Origin of the sequence: Thalassoroseus pseudoceratinae (genome assembly GCF_011634775.1) — a bacterium.
In the GTDB taxonomy this organism is placed as follows: domain Bacteria; phylum Planctomycetota; class Planctomycetia; order Planctomycetales; family Planctomycetaceae; genus Thalassoroseus; species Thalassoroseus pseudoceratinae.
The window spans coordinates 232,727-250,228 of record NZ_JAALXT010000002.1 but is presented as its reverse complement, the minus strand read 5'-3'; the positions used below and the strand labels follow the sequence as shown (position 1 = coordinate 250,228).

Genomic DNA, 17,502 nt, shown 5'->3' with positions numbered 1-17,502 from the left:
TCATGTCGGCGGTAACTCAATGAGACATTCATTGAAGATGTCACGACTCCAATAGCCGTGACATCTTCGATTTCTGGGAAACGCACATTGATCATGAGGTGCGTCTAAATGGCATCCAATGCTTGTTTCAGATCGGTGATGATGTCGTCCTTGTCTTCGGTACCGATCGAGAGTCGCACGAAGTCCGGAGTCACACCAGCACTAACTTGTTCTTCGACTGAGAGCTGTTGGTGAGTGGTGCTCGCGGGGTGAATGATCAGGCTCTTGCTGTCACCCACGTTCGCCAAGTGGCTGAACAGTTTCACGCTATCGATCAGCTTAACGCCTTTGCTGCGTTGCTCGTCTGGGCTGTCTCCGGCAAGACCGAACCCAAAGACCGAACCGCAACCATTCGGCAGATACTTCTGTCCGAGTTCATACGACGGATGATTTTTCAGTCCGGCATAACTCACCCAAGAAACTTTTGGATGCAGCTCCAAGAACTCGGCGACGGCCAACGCATTTTCGCAATGCTTCGGCATCCGCAGGTGAAGCGTTTCCAACCCTTGCAGGAATTGGAAGGCGTTGAACGGGCTCATTGCGGAGCCCAAGTCCCGCAGCATTTGCACGCGAGCTTTGATGATGTACGGGATATTCATCGGCCCGAACGTTTCAAAGTATTTCATCCCATGGTAGCTGGGGTCGGGATCGGTCAGCTCTGGAAACTTGCCGTTATCCCAGGGGAAATCGCCTTTTTCGACAATCACGCCACCGATGCTCGTCCCATGCCCGCCAATGAACTTCGTGCAGGATTGCACAACGATGTCGGCTCCCCACTTCAACGGCTGACACAACGCCGGCGACGCGAGGGTGTTATCGACGATCAACGGAATGCCGGCATCGTGGGCAACCTTGGCGATCGCTTCGAAATCCGGGATGTCGCCCCGGGGATTCCCGATCGTTTCTAGATACAGACAGCGAGTGTTGTCGTCGATCGCCTTCTTGAAGTTTTCCGGATCGCTTTGATCGACGAACTTCGCGGTCACTCCGAACTTGGGAAACGTATAGTGGAACAGGTTATAAGTTCCCCCGTACAAACTCGACGAGGAAACGAAGTTTTGCCCAGTTTGAGCGATGTTCAAAATCGCCATGGTTTCGGCGGCTTGCCCCGACGAAACCGCCAACGCTCCCGATCCACCTTCGAGCGCGGCGATGCGTTGTTCGAGCACATCCTGCGTCGGATTCATGATCCGCGTGTAGATGTTCCCGAACTCTTCCAGTCCGAACAATCGAGCGGCATGGTCGGTGTCGTTGAAGGTGTACGACGTGGTCTGGTAGATCGGCACCGCACGCGAATTCGTGGCGGAATCGGGCTCCTGACCAGCATGAAGACACAACGTAGCGAGTTTGAGTGCTTGCGGATCCATAGCGGTAGACTTTCAGATGGCAAAGTGGACAATCAAGTTTGTCGCATCCTATCCGCACGAAACACGGATCGCAATTTGACGCCCCTCCTCATTGCGAAGTCGGGGCGAAAACTCGTATTCAACCTACAATGACCAGCCCTGCCGCGGCTCTCGTTTGAGGAATGGATCGGCCTCCGGACACCCTGTGGCTTCCATCTTCGCCGCATCCCAGTGGAGTTTTTGATCCACACGATACGCCACGTTGCCAAGATGATTCGCTTCCGTCAGCGGCCCGGCGTAACTGAAGGGGCTTGCGGTTTTTGATCCCGTCTTGCAGGCAATCAACCATTCCTTGTGATGCCCCGGCGAATTCCCCGTGAACTGCTCGGGGTATTCGAAGTCCTCGAAGTCTTTCTCAGGAAGCAGTTTGTGCTTGCCATAATCGGAGATCAGCATTCCGCGATCCCCAACGAACAACACGCCACTGTTCCAGTTCGTGAGGTTCAACTCTTGGAGAATCTCCGGTTTCATCGCTCCTTGGTACCAAGTGAGCTTGCACGGTGGCAAATCCTGACGTGCGCCGTACTCGTAGACGGCTTTCATCGATGCCGGTGCGATCTCCGGGTGTGGCGGCGGACCAAACGCCTCGATGGTCTTAGGAGCATCTAACTGAAGTGCCCAGAATGGTAAGTCCACCCAGTGACTACCAAGGTCCGACATCGTGCCATTGCCAAAATCCCACCAGCGATACCACCGCGGCCCCGGCACATAGACCGGATTGAACGGGCGATACGGAGCCGGACCAAGCCATAAATCCCAGTTCAAATTCTTCGGCGGCGTGACGGATTCTTGGGGACGTTCGGTCACATGGATGATGTCACGATGCTTCTTCGCATCCTCTGCGCTTTGCAGTCCCCAGGCGCGGCCGACCCAAACATGCACATCGGTCACATTGCCGATCGCACCGGATTGAATCAACTCCACCACGCGGTGATAATTCGGCATGCCATGAATTTGCGTCCCCATTTGCGTGGCGACGTTTGCCTTTGCCGCGGCTTCTGTGATTTGCCGAGCTTCGTCAACGTTGTATGTCAGCGGTTTCTCACAGTAGACATGCTTACCCTCTTTCAACGCCGGCATCGTGGCGTAGGCATGCGTGTGCTCGGCAACGCTGACCACAACCGCGTCGATGTCATCCGCATCTTCGTAGAGTTTGCGAAAATCGACATACGTGCGGGCTTTCGGAAAACGCTGACTCGCTTTGCCCAGTGCAATCGAATTCACATCACACACCGCGACCACGTTATCCGCACCGCCGGAAGTCAGTGTGTTCAAGTTGGCCAGACCACGCCCACCGACTCCGATAAACGCCAAATTCAACCGCTCATTCGGTGACTTCGCGGACAGAATCGCCGGACATCCTATTGCTGCCGTCCCCGCAGCAATGGCTCCAGCGGATCGGGATAAAAACTCACGACGACCGAAAGACGAAACTTGTTGCGACATCAATGAACTCCATCAAAGGTGGTTGATATCATCACAATACCACAACATGAAACGGATTCACCAGTCTGCTGGCATTTGCTAATCGCTATCGAAGGCTCAACAATACAACAGATGACCCCAACGAACCGCCAACCTCTCCGGAGAAACTCATGGACAAAGTTTTGATCGTTATCGGCGACGCTACCGAAACCCTGGACACAATGTACCCATACTACCGATTGCAAGAAGCTGGCTTCGAGCCTGTCGTCACCGCCCCCGAACAGCGGCTGTATCAAATGGTGCTCCATGAAGTGAAGCCGGGGTGGACAATCACCAAAGAGTGGGAAGGGTATACACTCCAGGCCAATATTGCGTTCAAAGATGTTCAACCCGAAGAGTACGCTGGTATTCTTTTCTCCGGCGGACGAGCCCCTGAATATATCCGCTACGACGAGGAGCTCGTTCGGATCACCAAACACTTCTTCGCAGAAAACAAACCGATTGCGAGTGTGTGTCACGGTGTGGAAATTCCTGCCTATGCGGACTGTGTCCGAGGACGCAAAATGGCAACCGTGCCGAAATGCCAGTTCGACTTGGAAGTTTGCGGTGGCATTTTCGTCAACGAACCCTGTGTGATTGATGGCAACCTAGTTAGCGGTCGTACCTTTCATGACAACGGGTATTACGTTGGCCCATGGATTCAGTTGCTCGAACAAGCCCGCGAGCAGAAAAACTAGGACCGACATGGTGACGTCGACACAACTAGTGCAACCGAGTCATGCTAGTCGTGATCGGTTGCTAAAACAGTTTGATAGCTAGCAAGTTCTTTCTCATAGTCGGAGTGCTCCCGCATGAAATCTCAGCCACATCTCCAACGACAATTCACTCGTTTACTAGTTGTCGTTCTGTCGCTTGCAGGCTTAGTCGCTCATGCTCAAGAACCGAGCCATCAACGTCTTAACATTCTGCTATTCACAGCCGACGATCTTGGCTATGAGGCTTTCCCCGCGTTGGGAGGTTCAACGACTGATGTGACGCCGAATTTAGACCGCTTTGCAAAATCGGCGATGAGTTTCGAACACGCGCATGTGAATGTCGCAATCTGTGCACCAAGTCGAAGCGTGATCGCCACGGGGCGATACAGCCACAACAGTGGTTGCATCGGTTTCAACAAAATGCCGAAACCGATACCAACAGTCTTTGGCACGCTCCGGAACGCTGGCTATCTCACGGGCATTCTCGGGAAAGTCGATCACTCGACAACCGACCCGAACTTTCGCTGGGACTTTGCCCATGATTATGGGGAACTAGGAAGCGGTCGTAGTCCTTCGAAATACTACAACTACTGCACTCAGTTCTTTGAGAAGTCTAGGGATGCCGATAAGCCATTCTATCTGATGGTGAATTCACACGATCCTCACCGTCCGTTCTATACTCAACGAAAAATGCCAGGCGAGGAAGTTCCGACCCGCATTTTTTCCGAGACGGAAATCACGGTGCCAACTTACTTGGCCGACCTTCCGAATGTTCGGAAGGAAATCGCGATGTATTTCAGTTCCATCCGACGACTCGACGATACATTTGGCAAAGTCATGGATGCACTCGAAGAGTCCGGGATGGCGAAGAACACTTTGGTGCTTTTTATGACCGACAATGGATCAGCGTTCCCGTTCGCCAAGGCGAATACCTACCTCGCAAGCACGAGAACCCCCTGTTTTGTTCGATGGCCGGGAGTCACTCGTGCGGGATCGGTTGACCGCACTCACTTGATCTCTGAAGTTGACTTTTTCCCAACCTTCATGGAGGCCACTGGGGTGACACCGCCTGAGCAATTAGACGGACGTTCAATCGTGCCGATATTGCAGGGAAAGAATCAGCCGAATCGAGAGTATGTCTTCACGCAAATCGACTATACGATCAGCGGGCCGCCCAAACCTATGCGGTGCGTTCAAGACAAACGGTATGGTTACATCTTCAATGCGTTTAGTGATGGAAAATTTCAATATCGCAACAACAACGAAGGCAGCACATTTCGGGCAATGCAAAAAGCCGGTAAGACGAACCCCGCGATTCAAGAACGCGTTGATATGTTTCGCTATCGTGTCCCTCAGGAGTTCTATGATTTGCAGCAGGATCCTGGCTGTGTGAACAACCTGATTAACAGTCCTGAACACCAGACGCTTATCAAGGATTACCAAGACCGACTGCGTCGTTGGATGGTTGAAACGAACGATCATTGCCTAACGGCATTTGATGTTCGTGACAACCCCGAGAAACTAGCTGAGCAGATCCGAAACTATCGACAGCAAATCAAACAACCACGTAGCAACAAGAAAAAGCGGAAAGCAAAGGCAACGAACTAAGCACCGTTCTTATGTGACGCCCCGCGCTATGCAATCTTAGGGGCAAACACACAGATTACAGACGTAGTCGCTTGAACTATGCCAATTGTGCTTTTGCGACGCGGTCGTGCTTGTTGAGGTCCTTGATGATCTGGATATTCGTGTAAGAACCATTCGCAGTAAACAATTCTCGACACGCATTCCCTTCGTCTTCACCGATCTCGAATAGCAACCAACCGCCGGGTTTGAGCCATTGCGGGGCCGTCTCGATCAAGCGGCGGATAACGTCCAATCCGTCCGCCCCGCCGTTCAGGGCCAAATGCGGTTCGTGCAACCGCACATCGGGATCAAGTTCCGCAATGTCGTCTTCTTTGATATATGGTGGGTTACTGACAATCAAATCAAACTGCGTACCTGATTCCAACGGTGAGAACAAGTCGCCGATCTGAAAATCAATCCGGTCAGCAACCTCATGCGTTTCAGCGTTGGACTTGGCAACGTCCGATGCCGCTTCGCTGATGTCGACTGACGTGATTCGAACACTCGAATGGCGTTTCGCGAGTGTAATCGGAATGCACCCCGAACCGGTGCCGATTTCCAGAATCGTTGATTCCGCCTGATCACCCAAGTGCGATAGCGTTTCCATCACGAGGGTTTCAGTGTCCGGACGTGGAATTAGGACGTCCGCAGTCACCTGAAACGAGAGATTGTAGAATTCCTTGTGACCGACAAGATACGCAACCGGTTCCGCCTTGGCTCGGCGTTTGACCAGTTCTCGCATTGTGGCCCGTTCCTCGTCGGTCAGGACTTCTGCAAATCGAGTGTAAAGCTCGATTCGGGCACATCCTCGCGAGTGAGCGAGCAAAATCTCCGCATCCAGTCGCGGTGATTCGCTGCCATGTTGGGTGAGGTGGTTTGTGGTCCATTCAAGAATTCGTTGAACGGTCCATTCATCGGGTTTAGCAACGGGAGAAACCGCCGCTGAATTTTCGGGCGTGGACACAGGGATTCCTTTCGCGATGTAGCTCGGCTCTTCGTTCACCATAGGCGCGTGCCGAGATAGCCGTCAACGCCTGAGCAGAATCCATCGGGTTGACGAAACTAGTTATTTTCCGGATCGGGGTTATTGAGACGTTCTTGGCGGTCAAATTCCAGCAGGCCGCCGACAAGTTCGCTCAAATCACCAGCGAGGATTTGATCGAGTCGATACAACGTTAGATTGATGCGGTGATCGGTCACGCGCCCTTGGGGAAAATTATATGTCCGGATGCGTTCGGAACGGTCGCCACTGCCGACCAGCGTGCGGCGATGTTCCGCACGAGCGTTGGCGATTTTTTGCTGTCGTTGTTCGATGATACGGCCTCGCAGAATTCGCATCGCGGTGGCTCGGTTTTTGTGCTGGCTCTTTTCGTCCTGACATTTGACCTGGATACCGGTCGGGACGTGAGTAATTCGCACGGCCGATTCTGTCTTGTTGACTTTCTGTCCGCCGGGCCCACCCGCTCGCATGGTTTCGATTTCAAGGTCTTCGTCACGCACTTCGACTTCCACTTCCGAAGGCTCCGGCATCACGGCGACGGTTGCTGCGGAGGTGTGAACGCGGCCTTGAGTTTCGGTTTGCGGAACACGCTGCACACGATGCCCGCCACTCTCAAACTGCAAATTCAAGTAGGCTCCATCGCCAGTGATCGAGAACACGATCTCTTTGTAACCACCGACTTCGCCACCACTGACATCCATGGCCTCCCATTTCCAACCTTGAGTCTCAATGTACCGTTTGTACATTTCGAACAAGTCACCGGCGAACAGAGCCGCCTCGTCACCTCCCGTGCCGGCACGGATCTCCATGATGCAACTGCCGTACGTCATCGCGTCACCGGCTGCCGCGATGTCTTCGAGTTCCTTCTGGTGGTTTTCGTGCGCCTCCAGCAACTCGTTCAACTCGGCTTGGGCGTACTCTTTGCTTTCCGGGTCGGTTTCCTCATCCAACATCATTCGGGCGGCTTCGATGTCGGCTTCGCGATTGTTGTATTCGCGGACCGAAAGAGCCACCTTCTGCAATCCGCCGTACTCCCGTTGGACCGCCAGCATCTTGTCGACGTTGGCGAGCACTTCCGGGTCCTGAAGTTGTTCTTCGAGTTCCTCGAACCGACGGAGTTTGGCTTCCAAGCTGGGAAACATGACGATAGCCCTACGATGATCAGAAACGAATGCGGATGATGGAAAGAGATTGGCGCGCAGCAACACGCGCTCTCATCGAGTTCCCAAAACAAGAACCGGATGAGAGCGCGTGTTTCGTTTCCGTCGTGGCTAGCCTTCGCTGGCTTGCTCTTCGCCGCCTTTTTTCTTGCGACGTCGGCCTTGCCAGTTGAATTTCTTCGTGAATTTCTCGATCCGACCCGCCGAGTCCACGTGCTTCATCTGCCCCGTGTAGAATGGGTGCGATGCGGAACTCACTTCCACTTTGACGAGCGGGTATTCTTTGCCATCTTCCCATTCAATCGTTTCTTTGGATTGAATGGTCGAACGGGTCATGAACTTGGTCCCGGTCGAGGTGTCGAGAAACACCACGGGGTGGTAATCGGGATGAATGTCTTGTTTCATAGCGGAATCCAACCGCAACTCGGACGTTCCGATTGCGAATTCGAATCAAAAAATGTCTAGACGGACTCCGGACACGCACCGCACGGTTCCGGTTCGAGCTAGTGTAGCGGGCACAATCGCCTCAGGCAAGGTTGGTAGACCGAAAGAAAACTCATCCATCGGTCAGCTTTCATTGATCCGAACTTACCGCGATTCGTTTTCACGAGAAAATCCATCGCGATGTTCAGTTCGGAGCGGCACGATGTACGAGGAATCGGATGGCAATGACGTCGAACTCTTAAAAATCATCTTCTGGCTTGTTGTCGGCTTTATCTTCTGCACCTACCGAACTTGGAGCGAGATTCGGTACGCGTTGACCGGTCGGACAAGTACAGCCCGTATCATCAGTATGCATGAGAGCATCGATGCGGTCTTTACGGGGAAATCGGTCCGAGAAAATCGAATTCAGGAAGTCCGCCTTGAATACTTGGACGAAGACGGCAAGCGACAACGCCAAGCGATCAATTTCCCACAGGGATGGCGACCGCCGACGAATGGCCGAGTCTCCATTCAATATCTGCCCAATGTTTCGAAGTCCGCTCGCTGGGTAGACGGGGTGACGTATGCGTACGTCTGGGTCTGGCTGATCTACATTGGCGGAATTGCTGTGTTCTTCATATACATGCACCGGCTCGCGCACGAACCAGCGATTAGTTTCCGCGAGAAGCGTCGACGCAAACGGTTGGCTCGCCGAAAAAAGCGGTTTGCCCGTTACGCCAATCGCTAAGCGTCACCGCGTTCGATCAGCAGCACCGACGTGTCATCGTGTCGCCCCGCACCTTCGGTAAAGGCGTTGGAGGCGTTGAATAGCACGTCCAGCGTTTCATCCAACGGCTTATCCCGACACTCCTTCACCGTTCGCATAATCCCCGCCTGACCAAACTGGCCATGCGTGTCCTGTTTTTCCGCTGGGAATGCTTCTTCAAGTCCGTCGGTGTAAAGAATGATGCGACTCCGCGGCGGAACCTCGATCGACTTCCATTCGTAATCACATTCGCTGATGATTCCCAAAGGCATGCCCCCGTCATCCATGGTGCCCATCGGCTCAACGGTGTTCTCATCCAACCGATGCAACAACGGCAGCGGATGCCCCGCGGACGTCCATTGAAACTCGTTCGTTTGCGACTTCAGCAGACCAAACAGCATAGTGATAAAGCCCTCGCTTTCCCCCACCATCGTTTGCTCGCACAAGTGCCGATTGACGGACTCCACGAATGCGGCCGTGTCTTTGTAGCGACGATCGAGAATCATCCGAATCAACGTGTGCATCGCCATGATGGAGATACACGCTTTCATACCATGACCGGCGGCATCGCCGAGCAGCACAATGGTTTCGTTGTTCGGAGCTTCGAAAACATCGTAATAATCGCCCCCAGCCAGCACGACGGGCGTTCCGCCGATCACTTGCAACTGCGAAGATTCGTACCGGCCACAGATCCGGTAGCCATCCGGGCTGCGAAGATCGCGAGGCATGATGGACTCTTGCAGCTTCCGAACCGACTCGATCTCCTCCCGCAGCTTCGCAGAAATGATACGTTCCCGCTCGGCCTTCACCGCTTCAACGACTCCTTGCAAAGTCGCCTGAAGCAAGAACATGAAGTCCCCAGCTTGGTCACGAACCACGTAGGCCCGCAAACCCTGCCCGAGAAAACCGGCCAGCTGGAACATCGTTTCCATATGACACGCACCGACGATCGGAAGATCCGGCCGGGTTTTGCGGACCTGCTGGAAAACAGACATGGCAGTGGAGTCGTCCGGGCGATCGGTCGGCAACAACACGATATCCCAAGGTGTGCCAGACCCCAATTTCGCCCAGAAATCATCGAGATCGGAAGTGATCTCGGCACTGGATTCGTCGAGGTTCAAGTAAAGGCTGAGCAACTCCGCTTCGGCCGGATCGTGCCACGCGACAAGAATACGCATCTGAATACCACCCGTTGAACGCAGTGATGCCGTTACAATGAGAGTTCGGCCAGATACCGATGAGATTGGCATCAAGAGATGAAGATTTCATGAGCATACCGCTTTTAGATCGTCGACGGTAGGGTTCGAACATGTCTGTAGCCCCACTGGTACTGCCCGCCAGAGAAATAGAGAGAAACTCCACAAGCACGAAACCAACAGACAACATCCGTGCTCGCCCGGACTCGGCCACGAAACGGGCAAAATTCGAGTGGCCTCACGACTCTGGAAGAGCACTGACTACGACACCGGTCCCAATGCCAGATTCCGCCAGAAACCTGGAATCGGCATTCCTGACCGGTCGATGTGGACCACTGAAAGATCGGTTCCCAAGAAACCTTGTCATCCGCCCTTGACGCCCACGAGATCGTCGTCCAGAATGCTCGTTCTGATCGAGGTCTATCCTCAATCAGCCGATACCACTCCGGAGAGATGACAGAGTGGCCGATTGTGCGGCACTGGAAATGCCGTGTCCGGGGCAACTCGGACCGGGGGTTCGAATCCCCCTCTCTCCGCTTGCCTATCTGAGATCGCCGTAAGCCGTTGCAACACAATGAGTTGCAACGGCTGTTTTTCTTTGACACGGTGAATTGTGCCAAGATTGTGCCAAAACTGCTGATTAAGGATGCTCAACAACCACACCGGATCGCCGTCTTCGGGGTTACAGAAATCAATCATTCGTGCCGGCGGAACGTCCGCCGGAAATCTCAAGGAAGTTCAGTCGGCTCATTTGCCGCTTCGCTTCTTCGTCATGCAAATGATAATAACGTTGGACCATTTCGCTGCTGGAATGTCCCAGCCTTCGCATCACGATTTGTTCGGGGACCCCGCTGCTGGCGGACACCGAACAGAAATAGTGCCGGAATGAATGGACGCCGCCCTCGTCGATCCGCGGGGTGACGCCATTGGACAATCTTTCGGCCAGCGGACGAAGCACGTCTCGCTTGAGAATATTAAGGACCGTGTCCGGTTTCAATTTCCCGCCGCGTGGCCCGTGGAAAATCTCGCGACCGCTGCGGGGCTTCGTTTCGAGGACAGCCTTCAGGTCCGCGTGGATGGGGAACGTCCGATCGCGACCCGTCTTCGTCGTCCGATAAGTCCGGGCACCGTAAACTCACCAACTCCGATATCCGCAGCCCGGTTGTCACCAGGGCAATGACAACATCGCAAAGCCAATGCAGGGATTTGTCGCAGTCACACCATCGGATACTTACCCCCTCCCTCTTCCGAGATAACGGAACGTCTATTTTGCAGAGTCGTTTGCCTCAGGGCAGCTCATGCTCCTACCCGAAACGACGCCAATTCGTCATCCCGACAGTCAATCAATCCGCCGAAGTTATTTCCTCGGTGGTCCTTAGCTTCTTCAATCATCACAGATTCCAGCAACCTTTAAGGCACTGGCCGCTAACTCTTTGCAATCATCTCACCTGACGCGAAAATGGCCTGAATTTAGCGTCTTCGCAAGCCAAACCGACTTCATTGACTGTTAACCGCTAGGTTCGAGTCCTTGTCGGGGAGGGCGAGGGATTGTGCATCTCGTGAATAATTTGAGTCCAAATCATCCATCCAGTTATCCGGAATTGCTAGAGACACTCTCTTGAGAACTCATCACGCATGTCTTTAATCTGAAATGGTTCATCAATGAGATCGTCTCGAGTCAAGTGTGTCAGTTGTCGGCTAGTGGATCGGAGACTGAAGCCCAGCCCGAGTGGTATCATCGCGCCCGCTACCGCCCCCTTTCTGCCGAGGAGCTTCTTGAGTCTTGGGTGATTGCTAGTGGTCACGACCAGGTGCTAAAGAACACCGGACAGGCATCCGACGAACGTCTTTCCTACCGGCGGATCACCTGGACTTATCTATTGAATTCATTCGGAGAGCCCAACGATGGTGTCGGGAATTTTCAAGGTGGATTACAGGAACATCTCTACTTGAACTACGGCCAAGTCCACACCTTGATTTCCGATCAACCCGGCAGCTTGCTTCATCGTCTCAACAACTCGGAAGACTCGCTCGAAACCCGTGTGGAACAACTCTATCTACAAGTTCTCTCTCGGAAACCCATTCTCGAAGAGACGCAGCCGTTCTTTGAATTCTTGTCATTGGATGATGATCAGAAGGGACGTCTGCATGATGCTATCTGGACATTGATGACCTGCAGTGAGTTTCAATTCAATCACTAGTTCAACTTGCTGTACGTTTGCAGTCAGATCAAGGACATTCCTATGGATCGCTTTTGCCCGTCGCACGAACATCTCAGTCGTCGATCGTCATTGAAAGCCTCCCTAGCGACTGGTGGGGCGAACTCTATCATGAACTGGGGCGGGTTGTTTCATTCCGACGCCCACGCGAACGAAGTCACGCAGAACAACAAGCGTTGTATTCTGTTTTGGTTGAATGGGGGCTGCAGTCAATTTGAAACTATTGACATGAAAGTCGGACGGCCCACCGGTGGCGTGTTCCGGGAAATCTCGACCAACTTGCCCGGAGTGCGAGTCTGCGAATTGATGCCCAACATCGCCCAGCGGATGAACAAGCTGACGGTCATTCGTTCTATGCGAACGTCTCAGATCGATCATCCCAGCGGGATTTATCTGATGCATACCGGGTGGTCCCAGACGGCCAATACCCGGTTCCCGGAAAGCGGGTGTGGCTTTCGCGGAAGTCGGACAAAGCGGGTACGACACGCACGCCGATAATTTCGAAGGTCACAAGTCGCTGGTCCCTCCGATGGGCCATGCTTGGGTCGCTCTGCTCGATGACTTGGAAGATCGCGGATTGCTGGCGCTGGTGTGGCGGTGGCGGACGGTTGAACACAACGGGGTGGACCGCCGCGAGATTTGATCTGGCGTGAATCCGGCAAAGCACTAGAACTGCCAAAGCCAGATGCGTAAGGGTAACTGCTGCGGACATGGTCGGCGGCGATCCAGAAAGGTTAATGTCAGTTCCGCTGGAGTGAGTCCGACGGTTGCGAGCGAAGCTGGATGCGTGGCTCACAGCAACGGAGACGAAATTTCCCATATAAAAATCCCTAGTTTGATTCCGCCAAACGCTTAGCCTGGTGGGAATCCTTGAAAACCCACATGCGGGGGGTCGTCAAACGAGATTCCCAACCCAACTGAGACTGATGAGAAGTGCCCCAAGCGATTCCAGCGGTTTACGGTTGACCATGAATTCAAGCCAACACGTCCTTGATTGGTTCTTCAATTTTCAGCAGATGCAGTCGTTGGCTTTGGTCATGGTGGTCCGTCTTAACCAGGGACTCCCAATATGAACAACTCGGTTCTGAAGCTATAGCTATAATGGTCGAAACATTGAATCAGCACGGAAATGCCACCTGTCAACGCTCCATAACTTGAGAGCCGTTGTTCGTGTTGTTTGTCCCGGCTTTAAGCAATGAGCCGAAGAGAACGCTTCGCAAATTGGCGAAAGCCTTAGCTCTGTGTTAGTCTGGCGATCTATGGCCTGGAATCTCTATCCCCCTCACAGTGAATGCCAGCATGCAAAGATCGCATCTCACGCGACGAGATTGGTTGAAAACGACGACCGCTCTCACGATAGCAACCGCCGGATCAAAGTTACGACCATCATCCGCCGCGGCAGGCGATACCAAGGAGCAAGACGTCACTGACATCGATACTCGACGCGAACTATTCGTCGACGATGTGCTGATTGAACGACTGACCGGTCAGGCCAATCGACGACTGCACCAACCGCGTCCCTGCGACATTGCCTTGAAGCACGACGAACCGTGGGAAGGCAGCGGGAGCGGCTACCACAGCGTCTTTCAGGATGACGACGTTTATCGAATGTATTACAAGGCATGGCACCTGGAGGCAATTCAAGGGCGTCTCAATTCCAGCCACCACCCGCTGTTCTGTTGTTATGCTGAGAGCAAGGATGGGATTGAATGGCAGAAACCCAATCTCGGTTTGGTGGAATTCGAGGGTAGCAAACAAAACAATATCGTGCTTGCCAGCGGCATTCTGAACGGTGCCAACATTGACGCGGGGCATCCGGCCGTGTTCAAGGATCAGAACCCCGACACTCCGGCCGATTCTCGTTATAAAGCGATTGTGAGATCGCGGAAGCCGAGGGGCTTGCACGTGCTGGGATCACCAGACGGCCTGCATTGGACTCCTTTGTCGAAAGAACCGGTCATCACCGAGGGAGCGTTCGATTCGCAAAACCTGGCCTTCTGGGACCCGACAATCGGAAAGTACCGCGCCTACTGGCGGATCTTCAGTAACAACATTCGTGCCATCCGCACGGCCACATCGGATGATTTCGTGCATTGGGGTCTGCATACGGAACTCCAGTACAAAGATTCGCCGGCCGAACACCTCTACACCAACCAGGTGAAGCCTTACCATCGGGCTCCACACATTTTGATCGGTTTTCCGACGCGTTATGTGGATCGTGGTTGGTCGGACTCGACGAAAGCCCTGCCGGAGTTGGAGCACCGCGAATTGCGGGGCTCCTCGACCGAGCGCTATGGGACGGCCGTGACCGAAGGATTGTTGATGGCCAGCCGAGACGGCGTCCGTTTTAATCGCTGGAACGAGGCATTCCTGCGTCCCGGAATTCAGCGGCCGGGCACCTGGAACTACGGTCATCAGTACATCGCCTGGCATGTCGTCGAAACGAAGTCCCACCTTCCTGGTGCACCTCCCGAGTTATCTCTGTATGCAACCGAAAGCTATTGGACCGGGTCCGGCAGCGCGTTGAGACGCTACACATTACGACTCGACGGCTTTGTTTCGGTCAATGCTCCCATGAGCGGGGGAGAACTGTTCACCAAGCCGGTCACGTTCGCTGGCACGGAACTCCGACTAAATTTCGCCACCTCCGCAGCTGGCGGAATTCGTGTTGAAATCCAAGACACAGATGGAAGTGCCCTGCCCGGTTACGGCCTTGACGATTGCCAGGTTATCTTCGGCGATGAACTGGATCGGACGGTTTCTTGGAAGTCGGGTGGCGACCTAAGCAATCTCAATGGACGTCCTGTGCGGCTCCGCTTTCAACTGAAAGATGCTGACTTGTACGCATACCGCTTCCAAGGGCAAACTTAGAAAGTAAAACTTAGATCGCTTCCTTCGTTCCGTATTCGGTCTGCTCGCCGTCCAAGGCATCCGCTCTGACCGGACTCGATCGGCAGCAGAATGGTCAAATTGGCCTAGCGACCCACAAGTTCGCCATTCGAAGCGTCTGGCAGGTCAACGTCCCAATTTCACAACCACCAACTTCTTCAGAGACGTATCTATGAAGTCCGCAGACGGCCTGACATCGAAAAACAATATTTGGTTCCTACTATCGACGGCATTGGTCTTGGTTCTATTGGGAATCTCACCTGTCCACGCAGCACGGTTCGACATCACTGATTACGGCGCGACGGCCGGTGACGAGTCCGATGACACCGCGGCAATTGTACGAACCATGCAGGTGTGTGCGACGGTCGGCGGAGGCGAGGTGTTTGTTCCCGCCGGCACGTTTATCGTTTCGCGGCAGGGGGCGGAGAGCCCGATTCTGGAGATCCCATCCAATACAACGCTACGCGGCGAGGGGGCCGCTTCAACCCTGAAATTTGATCCGAAAGTGAATCAGTCGAACTTCTGGCGTATGCTAGGGGCTGGTTCCCAAGACTGCCGTAACGTTACGATCCGCGACCTGCACCTGGACGGCAGCAACACGTTCACCTTCTACGAGCCCGGCAAGACGCCCGAACATAATCACGGCATCTTTTTTTACCGCCAGGAAGGCGTGATCGAGAATGTGACCGTTCGTGATTGTCTGATCGAGAACTTTAGCGGCGACTGCGTTGGACTAGGGCCGGGCTGTCGCAACATGACGATCCGCAACGTCACAGTACGCAATTTCGTGCGTCAGGGTATTCAGATGGCTGGGGGCAACGGAGCCCGCGATTACCTCGTGACCGGTTGCCAGGACTTAGAGGGAGACGTTCGGCCTGGCGGCTCCACAATTCATGTCGAGCACGCACGGGGGCTAGAAAACGTCATCATTACCGATAACCGCTGTCGCAAATCGATCCTCGCCGGCGGGGTCGACGGGATCATCATTCGAGACAACATTATCTCAGGCCGCTTGGTGGGAAACGGGAACTCCAATGCCATCGTGCAAGGCAACCTCGTGCGTGGTACCCAAAGGGGTAGCTACGTAGTGCAACTAGGCTTCACCGACGGCCTGCTCCTGAAAGACAACCTTATCTCCAGCTCACATACCGAGAGCGGGGGGCTCTATGTTTGGGGTGCATCACGCTACAACCCGTCCCCTAGCCAGAACGTGACCGTGACTGGCAATGTGATCCGAGTCCCCGGACGCGGCGTGTTTCTCAACGGCGTTCACGATGCCCTAATCCGAAACAACCTTATCAAGAACGAGGATGCCAAGCAGAAGATTGTGGTTCAGCGGGCCGAGCGGATTGAGAGAGAACTGCAGACGGACGAGTGACTCAGAATGCTCAAGCTCTTGGCCGTAACTTTTGAGCAGCTTGAAGAACGACTCGATTTGCCACCGGCGATAGTACCAGTACGCTACCATCTGGGCAGAAACCTCAGACGAATCCACGTTCGTTAAGAGCGTCCATTGGGCGACAGTGAAATCCTCGTCATCGATCAATCGCAGTACCACCAACCGCAGCGGAAGCGGACGTCCCGAGACGGTGCGTTTCTCGCCTTTGCGGCACTCGGTGTGGGGGCGATCGGACTACCGCTGTTCGCATCGATCAAAAGAGCGGTCGTAGCCCACATCGTCGGCACGCGTAATCTGCCGAACATCGCTCTTGCTGGCGTGCGATTTGTAGCTCAGTTTGCACCAGTCATGAGCGAGCAGCACAAACGTCGAATCGTTCTGCTCACAGGCCTGCCGACCGGCGTCCCGCAGCGGCTCGGCAAAGTGCCGAGAGTTTCACCCGCGGATTGTTGAGAAACCGCCACGCCGCCTGCGTTGCCGAAGCCGATTGAGTCTGACCTACTAGTAGCGATGGCCCAGACTGAAATGGGAGAATATCATTGTGCCAAAGCCGGCGGAAGGATCGCCGTGGAAGTGGGGTGTCGGTGCCGACGTTACTGCGCCGACAGCTTCCGATCCAACACTGGGACGCGGGCTTTTCACCCAACCGGAGCAACAACTTCGTCACCGCGTCGAGGCATTGCTGAACGCGGGAGAAATCGAGTCCGCGGTGAAACTTATGTCTGCCCACAAACGGGATGATTTTCCCCCGCACTGGGATCCGCCGCCACGTATTGGTTACGGGGAAACCAAGCCTGAACTGCTGGCAGTGGTCGAAGCCCTGATCGTATTGAACCCAAAGGGTTGGGTTGAAGAACAATACTGGGAGAAATTCCATGGTCGGACCAGCCAAGGCTATGGCTTTCGCTACTATTGGAGAAGGTTGGATCAAGAACGATGGGACCGGCATCTTGAGATTCTGGAAAACCTACCGGAGAACGCTACGATTCTCACCGATCAACGGGAGGCTTTGTTATCGCTGCTTTCCGAGGGTGCTGATAATTCCTCAATGACCGATTCTCAACAAGACCGGCTTCGCCAACTTTTGGGAGTCGAGAAGAAGGAATCGAAAGAAGAGCCAGCTGAGACTTCAGCACCAGACGACTCAGCAGCACTTGAGGAAAACGCACCTTGAAACAGCCTCGGGAGCACTCCGACCG

General features: G+C 54.1%; 18 protein-coding genes and 1 tRNA gene. 11 read left to right on the top strand and 8 right to left on the bottom strand.

What is annotated here, in order from left to right:
• Positions 1-104 precede the first annotated feature (104 nt).
• A complete protein-coding gene (locus G6R38_RS06595) occupies positions 105-1,406 on the bottom strand; it encodes an O-acetylhomoserine aminocarboxypropyltransferase/cysteine synthase family protein (RefSeq protein ID WP_166821743.1) in 1,302 nt (433 codons plus the stop codon).
• A 123-nt stretch (positions 1,407-1,529) separates the two neighbouring features.
• Positions 1,530-2,891, bottom strand: a complete 1,362-nt coding sequence (locus tag G6R38_RS06590) for a Gfo/Idh/MocA family protein (protein WP_166821740.1) — start codon at positions 2,889-2,891, stop codon at positions 1,530-1,532.
• Positions 2,892-3,040: 149 nt separating this feature from the next.
• Here G6R38_RS06590 and G6R38_RS06585 point away from each other — a divergent pair, with 149 nt between their 5' ends.
• Both G6R38_RS06585 and G6R38_RS06580 read left to right on the top strand, forming a co-directional pair.
• Positions 3,041-3,607 carry a DJ-1/PfpI family protein gene (locus G6R38_RS06585; protein ID WP_166821737.1) on the top strand — a complete coding sequence of 189 codons (567 nt, stop codon included), beginning with the start codon at positions 3,041-3,043 and terminating at the stop codon, positions 3,605-3,607.
• A gap of 114 nt (positions 3,608-3,721) precedes the next feature.
• The gene (locus G6R38_RS06580) at positions 3,722-5,233 is read left to right on the top strand and encodes a sulfatase family protein (protein ID WP_166821734.1); all 1,512 of its coding nucleotides are present in this window, start codon (positions 3,722-3,724) and stop codon (positions 5,231-5,233) included.
• A gap of 76 nt (positions 5,234-5,309) precedes the next feature.
• Here the strand turns inward: G6R38_RS06580 and prmC are convergent, their stop codons facing one another.
• The 3 genes from prmC to G6R38_RS06565 all read right to left on the bottom strand — a co-directional run bounded on the left by prmC (position 5,310) and on the right by G6R38_RS06565 (position 7,816).
• Positions 5,310-6,215: a peptide chain release factor N(5)-glutamine methyltransferase gene (gene prmC, locus G6R38_RS06575; RefSeq protein ID WP_240928103.1), complete on the bottom strand. Its 906-nt coding sequence runs from the start codon at positions 6,213-6,215 to the stop codon at positions 5,310-5,312.
• A 98-nt stretch (positions 6,216-6,313) separates the two neighbouring features.
• A complete protein-coding gene (gene prfA / locus G6R38_RS06570) occupies positions 6,314-7,393 on the bottom strand; it encodes a peptide chain release factor 1 (protein ID WP_166821728.1) in 1,080 nt (359 codons plus the stop codon).
• Positions 7,394-7,522: 129 nt separating this feature from the next.
• The gene (locus tag G6R38_RS06565) at positions 7,523-7,816 is read right to left on the bottom strand and encodes a type B 50S ribosomal protein L31 (RefSeq protein ID WP_166821725.1); all 294 of its coding nucleotides are present in this window, start codon (positions 7,814-7,816) and stop codon (positions 7,523-7,525) included.
• A gap of 241 nt (positions 7,817-8,057) precedes the next feature.
• Here G6R38_RS06565 and G6R38_RS06560 point away from each other — a divergent pair, with 241 nt between their 5' ends.
• Positions 8,058-8,582 (top strand): hypothetical protein, encoded by a 525-nt coding sequence (locus tag G6R38_RS06560; protein WP_166821722.1) that lies wholly within the window; start codon positions 8,058-8,060, stop codon positions 8,580-8,582.
• Here the strand turns inward: G6R38_RS06560 and G6R38_RS06555 are convergent.
• Positions 8,579-9,778: a PP2C family protein-serine/threonine phosphatase gene (locus G6R38_RS06555; protein ID WP_166821719.1), complete on the bottom strand. Its 1,200-nt coding sequence runs from the start codon at positions 9,776-9,778 to the stop codon at positions 8,579-8,581. The genes G6R38_RS06560 and G6R38_RS06555 overlap by 4 nt on opposite strands.
• A 465-nt stretch (positions 9,779-10,243) precedes the next feature.
• Here G6R38_RS06555 and G6R38_RS06550 point away from each other — a divergent pair.
• A tRNA-Ser gene (locus tag G6R38_RS06550) sits at positions 10,244-10,332 on the top strand.
• Positions 10,333-10,487: 155 nt separating this feature from the next.
• Here the strand turns inward: G6R38_RS06550 and G6R38_RS28375 are convergent.
• Complete coding sequence (locus tag G6R38_RS28375) at positions 10,488-10,862, bottom strand: tyrosine-type recombinase/integrase (protein WP_390881380.1); 375 nt, start codon at positions 10,860-10,862, stop codon at positions 10,488-10,490.
• Positions 10,863-11,478: 616 nt separating this feature from the next.
• Between G6R38_RS28375 and G6R38_RS06540 the strand changes: the two genes are divergently transcribed.
• The 5 genes from G6R38_RS06540 (at position 11,479) to G6R38_RS06520 (ending at position 16,282) form a co-directional block, all read left to right on the top strand.
• Positions 11,479-11,997 carry a hypothetical protein gene (locus G6R38_RS06540; protein WP_240928102.1) on the top strand — a complete coding sequence of 173 codons (519 nt, stop codon included), beginning with the start codon at positions 11,479-11,481 and terminating at the stop codon, positions 11,995-11,997.
• Positions 11,998-12,039: 42 nt separating this feature from the next.
• Complete coding sequence (locus G6R38_RS28370; protein ID WP_166821716.1) at positions 12,040-12,513, top strand: DUF1501 domain-containing protein; 474 nt, start codon at positions 12,040-12,042, stop codon at positions 12,511-12,513.
• Positions 12,464-12,658 (top strand): DUF1501 domain-containing protein, encoded by a 195-nt coding sequence (locus G6R38_RS06530; protein WP_166821713.1) that lies wholly within the window; start codon positions 12,464-12,466, stop codon positions 12,656-12,658. Before G6R38_RS28370 ends, G6R38_RS06530 begins: the two co-directional genes overlap by 50 nt.
• A gap of 656 nt (positions 12,659-13,314) precedes the next feature.
• The gene (locus G6R38_RS06525; protein ID WP_240928101.1) at positions 13,315-14,886 is read left to right on the top strand and encodes a hypothetical protein; all 1,572 of its coding nucleotides are present in this window, start codon (positions 13,315-13,317) and stop codon (positions 14,884-14,886) included.
• A gap of 190 nt (positions 14,887-15,076) precedes the next feature.
• Entirely contained in the window at positions 15,077-16,282 is a 1,206-nt protein-coding gene (locus tag G6R38_RS06520; RefSeq protein WP_166821709.1) for a glycosyl hydrolase family 28-related protein, read from the top strand.
• Here the strand turns inward: G6R38_RS06520 and G6R38_RS28365 are convergent.
• Entirely contained in the window at positions 16,184-16,462 is a 279-nt protein-coding gene (locus tag G6R38_RS28365) for a transposase (protein ID WP_390881375.1), read from the bottom strand. The genes G6R38_RS06520 and G6R38_RS28365 overlap by 99 nt on opposite strands.
• On the opposite strand from G6R38_RS28365, the gene G6R38_RS06510 reads away from it, so the two are divergent.
• Positions 16,418-16,756 carry a hypothetical protein gene (locus G6R38_RS06510; RefSeq protein WP_166821702.1) on the top strand — a complete coding sequence of 113 codons (339 nt, stop codon included), beginning with the start codon at positions 16,418-16,420 and terminating at the stop codon, positions 16,754-16,756. The genes G6R38_RS28365 and G6R38_RS06510 overlap by 45 nt on opposite strands.
• 88 nt (positions 16,757-16,844) lie before the next feature.
• Entirely contained in the window at positions 16,845-17,477 is a 633-nt protein-coding gene (locus G6R38_RS06505) for a uroporphyrinogen decarboxylase/cobalamine-independent methonine synthase family protein (RefSeq protein WP_166821699.1), read from the top strand.
• The last annotated feature ends 25 nt before the right edge of the window (positions 17,478-17,502 follow it).